At 72.7% G+C, this 17,280-nt stretch carries 14 protein-coding genes and 1 pseudogene; 6 read left to right on the forward strand and 9 right to left on the reverse strand.

What is annotated here, in order from left to right:
* The 3 genes from ACWEOZ_RS17265 to ACWEOZ_RS17275 form a co-directional block, all read right to left on the reverse strand.
* Window positions 1-780 (reverse strand): hypothetical protein, encoded by a 780-nt coding sequence (locus ACWEOZ_RS17265; RefSeq protein ID WP_451911676.1) that lies wholly within the window; start codon window positions 778-780, stop codon window positions 1-3.
* 35 nt (window positions 781-815) lie between these two features.
* Complete coding sequence (locus ACWEOZ_RS17270) at window positions 816-1,475, reverse strand: DUF6230 family protein (protein WP_451911677.1); 660 nt, start codon at window positions 1,473-1,475, stop codon at window positions 816-818.
* Between the two features lie 78 nt (window positions 1,476-1,553).
* The gene (locus ACWEOZ_RS17275; RefSeq protein WP_451911678.1) at window positions 1,554-2,750 is read right to left on the reverse strand and encodes a PucR family transcriptional regulator; all 1,197 of its coding nucleotides are present in this window, start codon (window positions 2,748-2,750) and stop codon (window positions 1,554-1,556) included.
* Between the two features lie 151 nt (window positions 2,751-2,901).
* Between ACWEOZ_RS17275 and ACWEOZ_RS17280 the strand changes: the two genes are divergently transcribed.
* Both ACWEOZ_RS17280 and ACWEOZ_RS17285 read left to right on the forward strand, forming a co-directional pair.
* Complete coding sequence (locus ACWEOZ_RS17280) at window positions 2,902-4,125, forward strand: YncE family protein (RefSeq protein WP_451911793.1); 1,224 nt, start codon at window positions 2,902-2,904, stop codon at window positions 4,123-4,125.
* Window positions 4,126-4,129: 4 nt separating this feature from the next.
* Complete coding sequence (locus ACWEOZ_RS17285) at window positions 4,130-5,449, forward strand: jacalin-like lectin (RefSeq protein WP_451911679.1); 1,320 nt, start codon at window positions 4,130-4,132, stop codon at window positions 5,447-5,449.
* Here ACWEOZ_RS17285 and ACWEOZ_RS17290 read toward each other — a convergent pair.
* On the reverse strand, window positions 5,436-8,231 hold the full coding sequence (locus ACWEOZ_RS17290) for an AfsR/SARP family transcriptional regulator (RefSeq protein ID WP_451911680.1): 2,796 nt from the start codon (window positions 8,229-8,231) through the stop codon (window positions 5,436-5,438). The two genes, ACWEOZ_RS17285 and ACWEOZ_RS17290, sit on opposite strands and share 14 nt — an antisense overlap.
* 173 nt (window positions 8,232-8,404) lie before the next feature.
* Here ACWEOZ_RS17290 and ACWEOZ_RS17295 point away from each other — a divergent pair, with 173 nt between their 5' ends.
* On the forward strand, window positions 8,405-8,794 hold the full coding sequence (locus ACWEOZ_RS17295; RefSeq protein WP_451911681.1) for a hypothetical protein: 390 nt from the start codon (window positions 8,405-8,407) through the stop codon (window positions 8,792-8,794).
* A 53-nt stretch (window positions 8,795-8,847) separates the two neighbouring features.
* Here ACWEOZ_RS17295 and ACWEOZ_RS17300 read toward each other — a convergent pair whose 3' ends face one another.
* A complete protein-coding gene (locus ACWEOZ_RS17300; protein WP_451911682.1) occupies window positions 8,848-9,696 on the reverse strand; it encodes an alpha/beta fold hydrolase in 849 nt (282 codons plus the stop codon).
* 42 nt (window positions 9,697-9,738) lie between these two features.
* Window positions 9,739-11,697: an SGNH/GDSL hydrolase family protein gene (locus tag ACWEOZ_RS17305; protein ID WP_451911683.1), complete on the reverse strand. Its 1,959-nt coding sequence runs from the start codon at window positions 11,695-11,697 to the stop codon at window positions 9,739-9,741.
* A gap of 217 nt (window positions 11,698-11,914) precedes the next feature.
* Between ACWEOZ_RS17305 and ACWEOZ_RS17310 the strand changes: the two genes are divergently transcribed.
* From ACWEOZ_RS17310 to ACWEOZ_RS17320, 3 genes are all read left to right on the forward strand, one after another.
* The gene (locus ACWEOZ_RS17310) at window positions 11,915-13,813 is read left to right on the forward strand and encodes an adenylyl cyclase (protein WP_451911684.1); all 1,899 of its coding nucleotides are present in this window, start codon (window positions 11,915-11,917) and stop codon (window positions 13,811-13,813) included.
* A 127-nt stretch (window positions 13,814-13,940) separates the two neighbouring features.
* Complete coding sequence (locus ACWEOZ_RS17315; protein ID WP_451911685.1) at window positions 13,941-14,903, forward strand: CPBP family intramembrane glutamic endopeptidase; 963 nt, start codon at window positions 13,941-13,943, stop codon at window positions 14,901-14,903.
* Window positions 14,900-15,112, forward strand: a complete 213-nt coding sequence (locus ACWEOZ_RS17320) for a hypothetical protein (RefSeq protein WP_451911686.1) — start codon at window positions 14,900-14,902, stop codon at window positions 15,110-15,112. Before ACWEOZ_RS17315 ends, ACWEOZ_RS17320 begins: the two co-directional genes overlap by 4 nt.
* 38 nt (window positions 15,113-15,150) lie before the next feature.
* Here ACWEOZ_RS17320 and ACWEOZ_RS17325 read toward each other — a convergent pair whose 3' ends face one another.
* From ACWEOZ_RS17325 to ACWEOZ_RS17335, 3 genes and pseudogenes are all read right to left on the reverse strand, one after another.
* A complete protein-coding gene (locus tag ACWEOZ_RS17325) occupies window positions 15,151-15,870 on the reverse strand; it encodes a SigB/SigF/SigG family RNA polymerase sigma factor (protein ID WP_451911794.1) in 720 nt (239 codons plus the stop codon).
* 186 nt (window positions 15,871-16,056) lie between these two features.
* A pseudogene (locus ACWEOZ_RS17330) lies at window positions 16,057-16,730 on the reverse strand (DUF6766 family protein).
* An 83-nt stretch (window positions 16,731-16,813) separates the two neighbouring features.
* Window positions 16,814-17,209 (reverse strand): hypothetical protein, encoded by a 396-nt coding sequence (locus ACWEOZ_RS17335; protein WP_451911687.1) that lies wholly within the window; start codon window positions 17,207-17,209, stop codon window positions 16,814-16,816.
* Between the last annotated feature and the right edge of the window lie 71 nt (window positions 17,210-17,280).

The raw sequence follows: 17,280 nt of genomic DNA on the forward strand, positions 1-17,280 counted from the left end.
CTACTCGGTCAGGGCCGAGCCGGAGGGGGTCGGCTCCGCGGGGGCCGACTCGGAGGGAGTCGGCTCGGTGGGTGCCGGTCCCGCCGTGACGGTGATCTGCTGGGCCGGGTCCGTGGTGTCGCTGACCGCGTAGCGCGCCCGGAACGTCGCCGTGGTGGCGCCGGTCGGGCAGGTCAGGCCGCCGGTCACCCGGATCGGCAGGGACACGCCCGCGGAGAAGTCGAGCTGCGGGACGCTGGTGCCGGTGCCGGGCACCCACGGGCCGCTGAAGGACGCCGGACCGTCCGGGGCCACGGTCACCACACAGGACGCGAGGCCGGAGATGGTGGTGACCACACCGGCCTGCGGGATGGTCATGGTGCCGACCGAGCCGGCCTCGTCGTACTGCAGCGCGATGGTCCAGTCGCCGTTGGTCGAGTTGGAGACCGTGCGCGCGGTCGTGAACAGCACGTTGGTCGGGCAGGCCCCGCCGTTGTTGGTGAAGGTCGCCGGGGTCAGCGTCGACACGACCGGGCCGTCGGCGCTGGTGTTGGCCGGCTCGGCCGGCACCGCGCCGTTGTTGGCCGACTGGTTGCAGGTGACCGTGGTCGAGCCGACCAGGAACGTCGCGGTGGTGCCGGGCACCAGTGCGGCGGTGTAGCTGTGCCCGGCCGGGCCGACGGTGGTCGAGGCGGCGGCCTGGGCCGGCCCTCCGGGGAAGGCCACCAGCGCGGTCGCGGCGACCACGGCCGTCGCGATCAGCGCCGGGTGGCGGGCGATGCGGGAACGGGTACGAACCATCTCGATCTCCTTCGATCGTGGGATGCGGCGCACGCTCAGAAGCACTCGTCCTTGCCCCACTTCAGGCGCAGGGAGAGCCCGGTGAGGTTGAACTCGCCCGCGGTCGTCGCCCAGGCCACCTGCTTGAGGTTGGTGATGGTCACCTTGTCGGCCTGCTGGCTGAAGAAGCCCTCGCGGCGCTGGGCGATCTCGGCGGGGTCGTTGGTCGGTCCCTTGTCGAGGGTGGCGGCGTCGCGGCCGATCTCCATGTCCTGGAACTTGGCGTCGCCGTCGAGGTTGCTCATGTCGACGACCATGTTCTTGGCCGTCACCGGGTCCTTGCCGGTGCCCGCGTTGATCTTCAAGGTGACCGAGCCGAAATCGCCGAGATCGGTGACGACGGACTGGCACAGGTTGTTCAGGGTCGCCGTCTTCATCGCCGACACCGCCACCGGCTCGGGCCGCTGGGAGCCGGCGCCCGGCTCGGTACGGGCGTCGACCGTGCCGTACTGCACGAAGCCGTTCGCCTCGAGCTTGTCGGCGCTGACCTTGAACTGCTGGCCGGACACCGAGAACGAGGCGGCCAGCGCGCCGTTGGACATCAGCGTGAGCAGGCCACCGACGGTCGCCGCGCTGAGCCCGAAGAGGATGCCGAAGCGGCGCCAGCGGGTGCGGCCGTACCGGACCTGGTGGGCATGACAGTCGCAGGTGTGCATGGGAATCTCCCCCACTTTGATCCAGAAAAGGCAGTTGTTCTGGATGGGAGGCACGCTAACCCCGGCCGCGACGCATCGTCAAGCATCGAAGTCTTTGGGCGCCGGTCCCGCGCCGGCCGGCGACTCGCGCCAGGTCCGCAGCGCCCACCACAGGCCCACGGTCGCCAGCACGGTCAGCCCCTCCCCCGGCTCGCCGGGCACCAGCGGCACCCCGGTGAGCTCGTGCAGCCGGCGCAGCCGGTACCGGACCGTGTTCGGGTGCACGTGCAACGCCGCGGCCGTGTGGTCCAGCCGCTGACCGTGGTCCAGATAGGCCAGCGCGGTCGACACCAGCTCCCGGTGGAAGTCGTCCCCGGCCCGCAGTTCGCCCAGCACGGCCGAGGAGACCAGGCCGGCGAGCACCGGCTGGGCCCTCAGGGCGAGATCGCCGGCGTGCTCGACCAGCAGGTGCGGGCCGGGCCGCCCGGAGCGGGCGGCGATCGGCAGGGCAGCCAGGCAGAGGTCGAACACCGCACGGATGCCCGGCAACGGCCACGCGGGGGCCGCGACCATCAGCACACCCGGGTCGAGGGCGTCCCCCGCCGGCATCCGCGGCGTGAGCACGGCGAGCCGGCCCCGCACCGTACCGGCGACGCCCCCGCCGGCCGCCAGCCGGCGGCCCACCGCCCGCAGCCGGCCCGGATCGGTCACCTCGCCGACCAGGCAGTGGTAGCGGCCGTCGGTGCGCAGCCCGGCCCGGGTCAGCTCGGCCGGTGACGGCCCCGGCTCGTCGCCGAGCAGCAGGGCGCGCAGCACCCGGTCGCCGGCCTCCACGCCGGCGCCGGCCAGCGCCTGCTCGGCGGCGCGGTGGCCGGCGATCACGTGCCGTTCCATGATGCCGAGGTAGCGGTCCAGGTCGAGCAGGACCTCGAGCAGGACCCCGTCGGGGATGGCGGCGTCGCGGGCCCGCTGCACGGCGATCTCCAGAGCCCGGTTGCGCCCTGCCTGCACCGCGCAGAGCAGACCACCGATCGAGATGCCCTGCGCCGCCCGGTCGGCGCCGAGCCGGGCCGCCTCGGCGAAGTCGCTCGCACCGGGATCGCCGGCCCGCTCGAAGGACGCCAGCCCGGCGGAGAACAGCAGGGCGACGTGCCGGCGGGTCTCCGCCGCGGGCAGCCGCGCGACCTCCGGCGCCTCGGCCCGGGCCGCCCGGACCAGGTCGTCCACGATGCGCTCGTCGGCCGCCATGGCCCACAGCACCTTGACGAACACGTCCCCACGCGTGGTCGGTGCCATGGCTGCTCCCGGGCGGTTGTGGCCGCCGCACAACGACGGGTCCGGACGTTGGTCCCCGGCACCTATCGACGGGCGACGATCCGCTGTTTCCTGTTCGTTACCGCAAAGTAACATCACTCCCCGCGTGCAGGAGAGTCCCGTGGCCCGAAAAATGTTCGCGTTAACCGCCCTAGCCGCCACCCTGTTCGCCACCGCACCGCTGCCGGCCGCGGCCGCACCGCCCGCGGGCCTGCAGGAGGTGATGTTCGTCGGCAACAACTGGGCCGGCACGGTCGACGTCATCCGCCCGGGCGGTGGCTACACCAAGCTGGGCGGCCTCAGTGTGATCCCGGATCTGGACACCCGGCTCCTGGACATCTACCTCAACCCGATCAAGCTGGCCTACTTCCTCGGCATCCGCTCCGGTCCCGGCGAGGGTCACGACCAGCTCGTCGACGACATGTACACCACCCCGGACGGCACCGCGCTGGTCGCCTCGCGGCCCAGCCTGGCCGACGTGATCTCGATCGACCTGCGCACCGGGCTGCCCCGGTGGCGGTTCCCGGTCTCCGGCTTCCGCGCCGACCACATGGCGGTCTCCCCGGACGGCACACAGGTCGCGGTCTCGGCGTCCACCTCGAACACGGTGCACGTGCTGGACATCGCGACCGGCCGGCAGCTGGGCTCGTTCGCCACCGGGGACAAGCCGCACGAGAACGTCTACACCGACGGCGGGCGCTACCTGTGGAACATGTCGATCGGTGAGGTCAACACCGACCTCGACGACCCCGGCTGGGACTGGACCAAGGGCAACCGGCGGATCACGGTCGTGGACACCACGACCTTCCGGACGGTACGCACGATCGACATGCGCGCCCGGCTGGACGCCTTCGGCCGCAAGGACCTGTCCAACGCGATCCGGCCCGCCGTGTTCAGCCCGGACGGCGCGAAGCTGTACTTCCAGGTCTCGTACTTCAACGGGCTCGTCGAGTACGACGTCGCCACCGACAAGGTGACCCGGGTGAAGACGCTGCCGAAGAACCCGGCCACCAGCGACGACCGCACCACCTTCGTCAACGACTCCCGGCACCACGGCCTGGCCATGAGCCCGGACGGCAGCAAGCTCTGCGTCGCCGGGACCATGGACGACTACGTGACCGTCGTCGACCGCGGCTCGCTGCAGGAGGCGACCCTGGTCCCGGCGAGCAAGCCGTACTGGGCCACGGTCAGCGGTGACGGCCGGGACTGCGTGATCTCGGAGTCCGGCGCCGACCAGGTCTCGGCGATCAGCTTCGCCACCGGCAAGCGGGTGGCCACCATTGCCGTCGGCGACCATCCGCAGCGGGTCCGAATCGGCCACGTGGCCACCGGCTGGACCAGCCCCGTGGCGCGCTGACCCGGTGCGGCTGCTGCTGAGCTGCCTCGTCGCCGCGGCCGCGGTCGTCGTCCCGGCCGGGCCCGCCCTCGCGGACCCGGCCGCCGCCGGCACCGTCGACGTGCTCATCTACAACATCGCCGGACTGCCGGAGGGCCTGTCCAGCGCCCCGGCACCCCGGGGGCCGAGCACGACCGCGATCGGGCAACGGCTCTCCGGGTACGGCATCGTCAACGTCCAGGAGGACTTCAACCACCACGCGGCCCTGTACGCGGCGGACAGCCACCCGTACCGGACGGCGACCAGCGGCGGGGCCGGCCTCGGCAGTGGGCTGAACACGCTGTCGGCGTACCCGTACGACGATGCCGAGCGGGGCCGGTGGACCTCCTGCCAGCTGGACTCCGGCGACTGCCTCACGCCGAAGGGCTTCACGTTCCTGCGGACCCGGCTGGCGGACGGCGTCTTCGTCGACGTCTACAACCTGCACACCAACGCCGGCACGAACGCGGGCGACCAGCAGTCCCGGGCGGCCAACCTCAGCCAGCTCACGGCGTTCATCGGCACCCACTCCGCGGGCAACGCGGTGCTGGTCATGGGTGACACCAACACGCGCTGGACCCGGGCGGCGGACACGATCCGGGACTTCACCTCGGCCAACGGGCTGACCGACGCCTGGGTGCAGCTCGTCCGCGGCGGCGACGCCCCGGCGGCCGGCAGCCCGGCGCTGGTCTGCGACGAGGCCGTGGTGAGCGACACCTGCGAGGTCGTGGACAAGGTGCTCTACCGCGGCAGCCGGGCCGTGACGTTGCGGGCGACCGCCTACCACAACGAGAGCGCCGCCTTCCGTACCGCTGACGGGGTCCGGCTGTCCGACCACGATCCCGTCTCGGTGCGGCTGGCCTGGACGGCCGACCCGGACTATCAGCTGGGCGACCAGTTCGGCGGGCCGCACGGCGACCACTTCACCGACGTGCCGGCCGTGGCGCCGGACGCCCGCGTCACCGCGATCGGGTTGCGCGCCGGCAACCGCCTCGATCAGCTCGGTCTTACCCTGGCCGACGGCACGACGCTGCGGCACGGCGGCGCGGGCGGCACCGCACGGTCGCTGACGCTGGCCCCCGGCGAGTACGTGGCCTCGGCGACCGTGTGCCGGGGCGTGCGCGACGGCCGTACCCGGATCTTCTGGGCCGGCCTGACCACCAACCTCGGCGCCACCGTCAGCGGTGGCACGGCCACCGCGGACTGTGTGACCTGGACCGCGCCCGCGGGCCGGCAGCTGACCGGCTTCCACGGGCGGGCCGGGGCGGAGATCGACAAGCTGGGACCGGTCTTCACGAAGCGCTGAGGGCACCCGCCGGCACGGGGGCGCGGGTGATCTCGCCGAGCTGCCGCCGGACCACGTCGGCGTCGGGGTGGCCGAGCTCGCCGAGGATCACCGCCGCCCGGCGCCAGGCGGCGCAACCCTCCTGGACCGCTCCGGTCTCCAGCAGGACCGCGCCGATCCGGCGCAGGGTATCGGCCTCCTGGTACCGGTCGCCGCAGGACCGGAACGCCGCCACCGCGTGCCGGAAATAGGTCAGCGCGTCACCGTGATCCGCTCGCACGTGGTGCGCCATGCCGAGGGTGTCCAGGGTGAGCGCCCGGCCGAAGCTGTTGCCGAGCTGCTCGTGGATGGCCAGGGCCTGCCGGCAGTTCTCGATCGCGGCCTCCGGCCGGCCGAGGTGGGCGTGATGCCAGCCGATGGCGTTGAGGACGGTGGCCTGCCCGACAAGGTGGTGCCCGGCCCGGAACAGAGTCAGGGCGTGCTCGTCGTGCACGAGGGCGTCCGCGTGCCTGTCCTGCCGGCCCAGCATCCGGGCCGTCGTCCGGTGTGCCGCGGCCAGGCCGATCGGATCGCCGGCCGCGTGGAACAGCTCGCGGGCGATGGCCAGCTCGGCGGCCGCCCGGTCGTAGGCGTTGAGCCAGATGTGGGCCATGGCCAGCCCCCGGCGCGCGTCCGCCTCGGCGCGCAGGTCACCGAGCCGCACCGCCGCGAGAACAGCGGTCTGCTGGAGCGCCGCCCGGTCGTGCCACCGGCCGCGCCGTTCCAGATAGGTGGTCATGCCCCAGACCAGCGCCAGGACCTGCGGGTCGGCGCCGCACTCGGCCGCCTGCGCGACGCAGGACAGCAGCACCTGGTGCTCGTGCTCGAACCAGACCACCGCGTCGAGCGGGTCGGTCACCGTCCCGGGCGGCCCGGCGGCCGGGCCGGCCCCGGCGTGGCCCAGCTGGTCGCGGGTCGGGTCGAGCGCCCGGTCCGCCGCCAGGGCGGTGCGGGCGTAGTAGCCGAGCATCCGGTCGCGGACCGGCGCCGGATCGCCGCCGGCCTCCACGGCGTACAGGCGGACCAGGTCGTGCATGCGATACCGGCCCGGCTGGTGCTCCTGGACCAGGTGCGCGTCGATCAGCTCGCGCAGCGACGGCATGAGCTCCGCCCGAGCCAGCCCGATCAGGCTGCGCACGGCGGCCAGCGCGATGTCCGGCCCCGGGGCGGCGCCGAGCCGGCCGAACAACTCGGCCGCCTCCGGCCGCACCGCCGCGACCGAGGCGGCGAGCACGGCCCGCAGGTTGCCGCGCAGATCGCCGGTGTCGAGCCCGTCCAGCCGGGCCGAGGACTCCCGCAGGTCGTCGGCCAGCGCGGACAGCGGCAGCTCGGGGGCGAGCGCCGCCCGGCCGGCCACGATCCCGAGCGCCAGCGGCAGTCCGGCGCAGTGGCGGATCAGCTCGGCGGCCGCGTCCGGCTCGGCGGCGAGCCGGGCGGCGCCGAGATGGCCGGCGAGGACCTGCGCCGACTCCGCGTCGTCGATCACCGCGAGCGGTACGGGACGAGCACTGTGCCCCGCCACCAGGTCGGCGAGCCCGGTGCGGCCGGTGATCACGGTCGCGCAGCTCGCCGCGCCGGGCAGCAACGGCTCCACCTGGGCCGACGTACGGGCGTTGTCCAGCACCAGCAGGATCCGGCGCCCGGCCACCAGGCTGCGGTAGAGGACGACCTGGCTGTCCGGGTCCGGGGGCACGGCCACCGCGGTGACGCCGAGCCCGTACAGCAGGCCCCGCACCGCGGACTCCGAGGTCAGCGGGTCACGGCCGGGATCGAAGCCGCGCAGGTTCACATAGAGCTGGCCGTCCGGGAAGTGCTGGGCGTTGTCGTGGGCCCAGCGCAGCGCGAGCCAGGTCTTGCCCACGCCGCCCGGTCCGTGGATCACCGCCACGCGGCCCGCCCGGCCGGTCTCCCCGGGCAGCAGCACGGAGTCCAGACGCGACAGCACGGCGGAACGACCGGTGAAGGCCGCCGGCAGCGACGGCAGCTGCTGAGGCGTCGACCGTTGCCGTACAGCGCCGGTCCGGGGCGCCCCCAGCGACGTGTCGGTGCGCAGGATCCGCCCGTGCAGCCGCTGCAGTGACGGGCCCGGGTCGATGCCGAGCTCGTCGGCGAGCTGCCGGCGCACCCGCTCGTAGTGGGCCAGGGCGTCGGCCCGCCGGTCACTGCGGTACAGGGCCAGGATGAGCTGGCCGGCCAGCCGCTCGTCGAACGGGTCGGCCGCCGCCTGCGCGCTGAGCGGGGCGAGCAGCTCCGCGTGCCCGCCCCCGGCCAGCTGCAGGTCGATGTGGTCCCGCTCGGCGGCCTGCCGCTCCCGGGCCAGCTCCGCGCGCACCTGCGCCGCCCAGGGCGAGTCGAGCGGACCGAGCGGCTGACCGCGCCACAACCGCAGCGCCGCCGCGTACGCCTCCTGGGCGGTCGCCTCCGCACCGCAGCGGGCCGTCGCCACGAGATGCCGGAACCGGTGCACGTCGACCGACAGCGGATCAACCGCGAGCAGGTAACCGGCCGCCTGCCGGATGATCATCGCGTCCCAGGGCTCGAGGGCCTGCCGGAGCTTGCACAGGTAGGCCCGGGTGGTGTCCCTGGCCCGGCGCGGCGGGTCGGCTCCCCACACCCGCTCGATCAGGCTGTCGGCCGGGACGCACCGGCCGGCGTCGACGGCCAGCGCGGCCAGCACATACCTCTGCTTGGTGTGGCCGATGTCGACCGGCCGGCCACCGACGGACACGTCGATCCCGCCGAGCAACCGGAAGTCCGCTGGCACTGTGATCGGCTCCTCCCCCCCGTCCCGCTCAGTCTCCGCCGCCCGCGGCGCGACCGCTGTCGCCCACCGGACCTGCGGTTCAACGGAAATCCAACAGCCGCCCCACGGGTCCGGCCCACCGTGGCAAGCGAGGGCAGGCAGCAGGTGCCGGCCCCCACCCACCAGGAGGACCCATGAAGGGCAACGCGGGAAACAGCACCGCCGCGAGCACGGCATCCACCCTGACCAGCACGGCGGGGCGGTACCGGCTGCAGCTGACGGCGCTGACCTGTAAGCGCAAGCAGGACACCATCGGCCGGGACGAGCCGCAGCTGTTCGTCAACGGCGTCTCCGTCTACGGCCCCGGTGACATCGGCAAGGGCGAGACCGTGGACCTGCGTCCGCGATCCACGGTCTTCACCTCGGTCGCCCACATCGCCCTGGTCGAGGTGGACCCCGGCTCGGACGACCAGTTCGGCGTGGTCACCGCGATCGGCGGCCAGGCCGGCCGGGGCGCGCAGCGCGGCGAGTTCCACCTGCCGAACGCCGACTACGAGATCACCTTCCAGGTGGTGAAGGCCTGATCAGCGGGCCGGCGCGACCACCGGTGCGTCCCGCCCGCGACCGCGGGCGGGGCTCAGCCGGCGACCGCGGCCACCAGGGACACCATGCCGTCGAGCTGGTCCGTGGTCGTCAGATGCCCGGCGCCGGGGACCACCCGCACGTCGAGGCCCATCGAGCGGCGCACCACCGGGACCAGCCGGCGGGGCGGCAGGAACCGGTCATGGGCACCCACCGAGACGACACACGGCCGCTCGGCGCGCCGGGCCAGCAGCTCCGCCGGCAGCGGCGCGGGAGCCAGCGTCGTGCGGCACGACCGGGCCATCAGCGCCATCCACTCCACCTCGGTCCCGGGCGGCTCCGTCCCGGGCGCGACGAACAACCGCAGCATCCGCCGGGTGTGCTCGACGGTGGGACTCAGCAGCCACCTGGTCGAGGCCAGCGCCGGCCGCGGATCCACCGTGAGACGGATGAAGCCGGCCGGTGAGACCAGTGCCCGGGCGGCGATCCGGGAGGAGCCGGCGGCCAGGGCCACGGCAGCGCCCAGGGAGTTGCCGACCACCACGACGTCGTCGGCGTCCATCGCGGCCAGGATCTCGTCGAGCGTGCGGCCGTACCAGGCCAAGCGGTCCCGGGCGGGCCGGCGTGGGTCGCTGAGCCCGGGCTGACCCGGCAGGTCCACCACCGTGGTCGCCCAGCGGCCCGACAATGCCCGCAGCCACGGCAGCGCCACCGCGGCGTTGAAGCCGGTCCCGGGCACCAGCACGATCCGGGTCCGTCCGGTGCCGGCCGAGGTGAGCGCCACCGGGCCGGCGCCGGTGTCCACGGTCGTGGTGCTGAGCGAGAAGCCAGCCCGCGCCAGGGCCCGGGCACACCACTGCCGGACCGCCTCCTGACCACGGGGGTTCTTGTAGACGGTCGGCATCGCGACAGTGTGTCCGACGGCCGGTGGCGCGTCCAGCACCGGTCATTCCCGCTGGTCGGCGAGGCGACGGCGCTGGGCGCCGAAGAAGGCGACCGCCGCGAGCCAGATGCCGGCCAGCGGCAGCAGGCCCATCCAGCCCTGGGTGAGCAGCAGCACCCGGACGCGGCCCTTGGCCCACTGCATCCCCTGGGTCCGGCAGCCGTCGGTGCTGGCGCTGAGCACGTCGCACTGCGGCTCGGCCTGACCCGTCGAGACCGTACGCAGGCCCGCGTCCCGGGTGTCGGCCGTCGCCTTGGTGATCGGGCCCCGGACGGGCAGGGCCGACAGGTCGGGCAGCCAGGTCTGGAACGTGCGCAGCATCGCCGCGTGGCCGCGCTCGTTCGGGTGCAGGCTGCTGTGCGAGAAGTTCTTGGGGTTGAAGCGCTGCTCCGCGACCCCGCCGACGGACCGCAGGCCGATGAAGTTGAGGCCGGGGCGGCCCTCGTTCCGCGGGTCGCACAGCTGGAGGTTGGCCACCCGCAGGGAGGACTCCATGGCCGCCAGGTAGTGGAAGCCGAACTCCGCGGAGGTCTCGGCGATCACCCGGTTGAGGCCGCGGGTCACGAACTCGTGCAGGAAGCGGCGTTCGCGGGGCGCCAGCGCCAGGTCGTCACAGCGGCCGGTGAGGTCGATCGGGTCCGGGTAGCCGACGGTGACGACCGGGGTGTCCGGGAAGACCTTGTCGAGCTGCTGGTAGGTGTCGCGCAGGTTCTGGCGTACCTGCTCGAGCGCGCCGGTCCAGAGCTTGCCCTGGCTGCTGCAGGTGCCGGGGGCCAGGCACATCAGCCCGATGGTGGAGAATCCCGCGTCGTTGCCGCCGACCCCGGCGACCACCATGGCCGGGGTGAACCCGTCGCCGTAGTCGTGCAGGTAGGCGTCGAGCTGGGTGCGCTCCTCGCCGGCCTGCGGCTCCGGCGGCGGCACGCCGGGGCGGGTCGGCGGGGCCACCGCGGACTCGACGTTCCAGGTGCGCGCGCCGGAGCAGGCGAGGAACTCGAACTGGTCGAACGGGCGCTGCTGGCCCGCCATGGCGGCCCAGGCGGTGGGCGAGCGGCGGCACTGGTTGCCGCCGCCGACGTCCGTCCCCTCGTAGTACGTGGACGCACCCTCACCGGACATGTAGGAATCGCCGAACGCGACCAGCAGGGACCGGGCGGTGCGGTCCGGCACCAGGTCCGCCGGTACGTCGGCGGGCAGCGGCGTGACACCCAGCAGCGCGATCACGCTCATGACGAACGCGATGTCGGCCTGCGTGCTGGACACCACCGCGATCACCAGCAGCGCCAGCACGACGACGGCCCCGAGCAGCCACGGCGAACGGGTCAGCGCGTAGAGCAGGACGGTGGAGAGCACGAACAGCGCCGCACCGGCGAGCCCGAGCCACAGCCGCAGCGGCCGCGGCCCGGACAGGCCGCACATCCAGCGGATGACGACCTCGGAGAGCAGGGCCACGCCGAGCGGCAGCAGCACCAGCAGGGCCGCGCCGAGCAGGACGTACTCCAGGATCACCGCGGCCGTGCCGGAACCGCGGCCGAGCAGCACGATGCCCAGCAGGGCGCAGCCGGTCCCGGCGGTGGTCAGGGTGAGCGCGAGGGTGCGCCGGATCCGGTCGGAGCGCAGCTCCTGCCGCAGCCAGGTGATGGCCGAACCGGCCACGAAGTAGGCCAGCAGGACACCGGCGAGGGCGGCCCCGGCGCGCGGCCGGAACTCGTACGAGGCGACCAGGGCGACCGCCACCACCAGCAGGACCGCCCCGGCGCGCCGGGAGATCAGCCACTGCCGGTCGTCGAGGCTGTCCATGTACTGGCCGCGGACCCAGAGCGTCGCCGCGATCACGAACAGCGTGAACCACATCTGGATGGTCAGCGACGACGCCCCCGACCGCGCGAAGAACAACAGCAGGATCAGGGCCACGGCGAACACACAGGTACGCCGTACCGCCGCATAGTCGATTCCCGTCATGCCAAGCAGAGGCGCGAGGGCGTCCCGGAGATACCGGTACGCGCAGTCCGCCCCGATGGCCCGTTCGGCCGCCACCGGTTCCGGAACTCCGGCGAGTTGTCCGGATGCCGACGGGATTGCGGCGTCATCACCGAGAGCGCTCTCTTGACAGTTGGGCTCGTCTATCGCTTGCTGTGATCAGCTTCATTGCGACCCTGTTACGAAAGGACCTTTCCGCATGACGACACGCCCCACCGGCGGTGGCCGTCTCCTCGGGCGCCGGCACCTCGCCGGGGCCCTGGCCCTCGTTCTCGCCGTCACGGCGACCGGCACGCTGACCGGTTCGGCCGCCTCGGCCGCACCGGCACGGCCGGGCAACTCCGCGCCGAATCTGGGGACCAACGTCACCGTTTTCGACCCGGCGACGCCGGTCGAGCAGATCCAGGCCACGCTGGACGCCACCTACGCCCAGCAGGTCGACAACGAGATGGGCACCCAGCGGTACGCCTTCCTCTTCAAGCCCGGCACGTACGGCACGGCGGACAAGCCGCTGCAGATCAAGGTCGGTTACTACACCGAGATCTCCGGCCTGGGCGCGTCCCCGGCCGACGTCGTGATCAACGGCAAGGTGGAGGTGTACAACCGCTGCCTCGAAGGTGGCGGCACCAGCAACTGCCTGGCGCTGGTCAACTTCTGGCGGACGCTGTCCAACCTGTCCATCAACGTCAACGGCAAGGGCCAGGACGGTTGCCGCGCGACGGCGAACTTCTGGGCCGTGTCGCAGGCGGTGTCGCTGCGCCGGCTCAACGTCAGCGGCGGCACCTTCTCGCTGATGGACTACTGCACCGCCGGACCGCAGTACGCCAGCGGCGGCTTCATCGCCGACTCGAACTTCCCCGACGTGGTGAACGGCTCCCAGCAGCAGTGGATCACCCGCAACAGCAAGGTGACGAGCTGGTCCAACGGGGTCTGGAACCAGGTCTTCTCCGGCGTGCAGGGTGCGCCGGCGGAGACGGCGTTCCCGAACCCGCCGTACACGACGCTGGAGAAGACCCCGGTGAGCCGGGAGAAGCCGTACCTGTTCACCGACGCGGACGGTCGCTACAGCGTCCGCGTGCCCGCCGCCCAGCGCAACACCAGCGGCACGTCCTGGTCCGCCGGTCTCACCCCCGGCCGGACCATCGCGCTGCGTGACTTCTTCGTGGCCAAGCCCTCCGACCCGGTCTGGCTGATCAACGCCAACCTGGCCCTGGGCAAGAACCTGCTGCTCACCCCGGGCGTCTACAACGTCGCGCAGAGCATCAAGGTGTGGCGTCCCAACCAGGTGGTGCTCGGCATCGGCCACGCCACCCTGACCGCGGTCAACGGCGCGACGCCGCTGACGGTTGCGGACGTGCCCGGTGTGGTGGTCGCGGGTGTGACCATCGACGCCGGCACCAAGGAGTCGAAGAACCTGCTCAAGGTCGGCAACAAGCACGGCCACGGTTTCAGCTCGGCGAGCAACCCGACCACGCTGTCCGACGTGTACTTCCGCGTCGGCGGCCCGCACATCGGCAAGGTCGACGTCGCGCTCGAGGTCAACAGCGACAACGTGCTCGTCGACCACACCTGGGTGTGGCGCGGTGACCACGGCGTCGAGGGCTTCACCGAGGGCGTCAACGGTGACACCCAGCGCTGGCGTACCAACATCGGCCGCAACGGTGCCGTCATCAACGGCGACAACGTGACGGCCACCGGTCTGTTCGTCGAGCACTTCCAGCAGTACAACACCGTCTGGAACGGCGAGAACGGCACGACCGTGCTCTACCAGAACGAGCTGCCGTACGACCCGCCGACGCAGGCGGACTGGACGCAGCGGGACGGCACGCTGGGCTACGCCGGCTACAAGGTCGGTGCCAAGGTCCGCAACCACAAGCTGTACGGGGCCGGCGTGTACGTCTTCAACCAGAACAACCCGGCGATCCACACCGAGAACGGCTTCGAGGTGCCGAACCGTCCGGGCGTCAAGCTGCACCACATCATGACCGTCAACCTCAGCGCCGGCGTCATCGACCACGTGGTCAACGGCGAGGGCGCTGCGGCGGACACCACCAAGGTCGGCGTGCCGGTCTACGTGACGGACTACCCCGCGTCATAGCTGCTCCGCACCACCTTCAGGGCCGGATCCGCACACGGGTCCGGCCCTGTCTATATCCAGCGGTGGAGGCGGGAATCCGGCTGCGGCCAGATCCGCCGGCACCCCCGCTCCCGCGACACTTTCTGCCATGTCGACCATCGCGCCGCTGAGCCCGTACCACCGTCTCGGACGGACCGCCGCCCACCGCTGGTGGCGTCCCCTCGCCGGCACCGCCCTCGTGCTCGCCGGCACTGTCGTGCTGATCCTGCTGGGCCTCGGGCTGACCTCGGTGGCCGCGGCGCTGGCGGGCCGGCCGGAGAACGCCGACGGCCTGCCGTCGTTCGGCCCGCTGGCCGACCTGGCCTTCGAGTTCCTGCTGATCGCCGCGCTGCTGCCGCCGATCTTCGCGGCCGCCCGATGGGTGCAGCGGCGCCCGGCCGGCACGCTCTCCTCGGTCACCGGGCGGCTGCGGCTGCGCTGGCTGCTCACGTGCCTGCCGGTCGCTGCCGTCGCCGTCGCGGTGCTGCTCGGCGGGGGCATCGCGCTGGCCGCGGCGACCGGCGAGGACGCCGGGCTGGGCGACGACCTGGCCGGCTGGGGACCGTTCCTCGCCGGCAGCCTGGTGCTGGTGGCGGTGGTCCCGCTGCAGGCGGCCGCCGAGGAGTACCTGACCCGGGGCTGGCTGCTGCAGGCGGTCGGCTCGGTCTGCCGAGGGCCGTGGGTGCCGATCGCGGTGCAGGCGGTGGTGTTCGCGGCCCTGCACGGGTGGGGCACTCCGTGGGGCTTCGCCGACCTGATCCTGTTCAGCGTGGTCACCGGGTGGCTGACCGTCCGCACCGGCGGGCTGGAGGCCGCGATCGCCCTGCACGTGATGAACAACCTGATCGCCGGGGTGCTGAGCGCGGCGACCGGCACGCTCTTCTCGGACGAGACCGCGGCGGACATGCCGTGGCAGCTCGCGGTGATCGACGTGCCGGTGCTGCTCGCGTACGCGGCGGTGATCCTCCTGCTGGCGCGCCGCCGGCGCCTGGCCACCGTCCTCGCTCCCCCGGCCACCACCCCGGCGCCGGTGCTGGAGCGCCCGCTGGTCAGCCTCGGTCGTGCGGCATGAGCGAGCAGGAGGGCAGCCGGTGGTGGATCGGCGCCGCGCTGGTGCCGTTCAGCCTGCTCATGGTGCTGCGGGGGCTGCGCTGGGCCGAACTGATCACCGACGGGCCACTGGCCCGGTGGTACACGCAGGCCGGGATCGTCGTGCTGGGGCTCGGCTGTTACGCGGCGGTGCATCTGCTGCTGCGCCGGGCGTACCGCCGCCGGTCGTGAACGGGGAGGCGCGCCCGGCCGGGCGCGCCTCCGCCGCGTCAGATGGTGTCGTCGCCGAGCTTGCCGCGCAGCTTGACCAGCGCCCGGGTGATCAGGCGGGAGACGTGCATCTGCGAGATGCCGACCTGCTCGGCGATCTCGGTCTGGGTGAGGTTGCCGTAGAAGCGCAGCGTCAGGATCCGGCGCTCCCGCTCGTCGAGCGAGGCCAGGGCCGGGCCGAGCGCGAGCCGGGCCTCGGTCAGCGCGTACTCGTTGTCCTCGCCGCCGAGGGTCTCCCCCAGCTCGGTCGTCCCGTCGGTGCCCACCGGGGTCGACAGCGACGTGGCGTTGTACGCCCGCGCGCCCTCGAGACCCTCCAGCACCTCCTCCTCGGTGATCTCCAGGTGCTCGGCGATGTCGGCCACTGTCGGCGACCGGCCCAGCATGTGGGTGAGGTTGTTGTTGGCGGCCGTGATGGCCAGGCGCAGCTCCTGCAGGCGCCGGGGCACCCGGATCGCCCAGGTGCGGTCCCGGAAGTGCCGCTTGATCTCGCCGATGACGGTGGGGATCGCGTATCCGGCGAAGTCGGTGCCCAGGCCGGGATCGAACTTGTCGACAGCCTTGATCAGCCCGACCGTGGCGGTCTGCAGCAGATCGTCCGCGGGCTCACCGCGGCCGGCGTACCGGTTGGCCAGGTGGCGGGCCAGCGGCAGCCAGGCCTCGATGGCCCGTTCACGCAGCGCCGGCCGGGACGGGTGGGCCGCCGGCATCGCCGCCATCGCGCGCAGCAGCTCGTCGGCGTTGCCGGCGGTGCGCGCACTGGTCAGCGGGTTGTCCTCGGTCGCACGCCGAGCGGACTTCGTGATCACGAGATCTCCCTGCAATAGTTGCCGTACCGCAAACGACTTTACCGGCGACGAAGCCTCTCAAACCGGGTCAGGCGGGGAAATACCCGATGGTGGGGCTCAGCCCTCGACCCCGGTGTCGGTGTGCGCGGCGCCCACCGGCTTGGACTGCGGGGAGCCGCGCTGGCGCAGATAGATGGCCAGGATCGCGATCGACGCGACCGCCAGCAGCTCGGACTGCCAGTTCTGCAGGGTGCGGTTCCAGAAGTCCGGCTCCCGCACATACTGCCCCCAGGAGACCGGATCCTGCAGGTCACCGAGCTGTTCCTCGTTGTAGGCGGCCACCCCGGCGATCGACTGGGCCAGCCAGGACCCCAGGAAGATGAGCCCCATCACCAGGCCCAGCGAGTTCGACAGCAGCGTGCGCCGCCAGCCATCCGCCCGGCCCACTTGGGCGAGGCGTCGGTGGCGTACCGGCCGACCTTCTGGTCCCGGTCGGACTCCAGACCCGCCTCGTCCAGGGACTTGGACTCGGGCGAGCCCTTCTGCAGCAGCCAGACAGTGAGGAAGGTGTAGAGGAAGAACTGCAGGTACTCCGACTGCCAGTTCTCCGCCACGTCGGTGGCGAAGCTGGCCGAGGTCAGGTACCGCCCCAGCGACACCTCTCCCAGTCCCTCGCGGAGCTGCATCTGATTGAAGTCGGCGAGCCCGGCGAAGGCCTGCCCGACCAGCACCACGAGGAACAGCAGCCCGAAGACCAGACCGAGGGAGTTCTCCCGGACGAAACGCTTCACCGGTGCAGCACCCCCAGCGTGATGAAGTACGCCAGCCCGACGCCGACCACCACGAGCAGCAGCACGAACAGGAATCGCATCGCTCAGCTCCCCTTCAGCGCACAGTCGTACGGGCGCTCGGGTCGCGGCGTGCAGCCGGCCGCGACGACCCGCCAGCCGCCGGGGAACACCGCCAGGAAAACCGTGTCACCGGCGAACCGGACCTGGGCCCACTGGCCGTACACGTCGGTGCCGGTGACCGCGCCCGGCTCGGACAGCTCCTCCTCGAGGACGGCCTCGGCGCACGGCTTCTCCGCGTCGGCGGTCAGCTCAGCGGCGGTGTCCGGCGCGAGCAACGCGCACGCGGCCGGGCCGTCACGGTCGGCGACCGCGGTCAGCAGCCGAACGGCCACGTCATCGGCGGCGCGGCCACGGTCGTCGACCGAGCCGCAACCGCTCAGGACCAGGCCGGCCAGCCCCAGCAGAGCGGGCCACAGCACGGTCGACGAAGATCGTCTACGGAGCACAGGCGCACGTATGCCCCCTCCGCCGAGTCTCAATCCTGCGCCGG

Source organism: Actinoplanes sp. NPDC004185 (assembly GCF_053603475.1).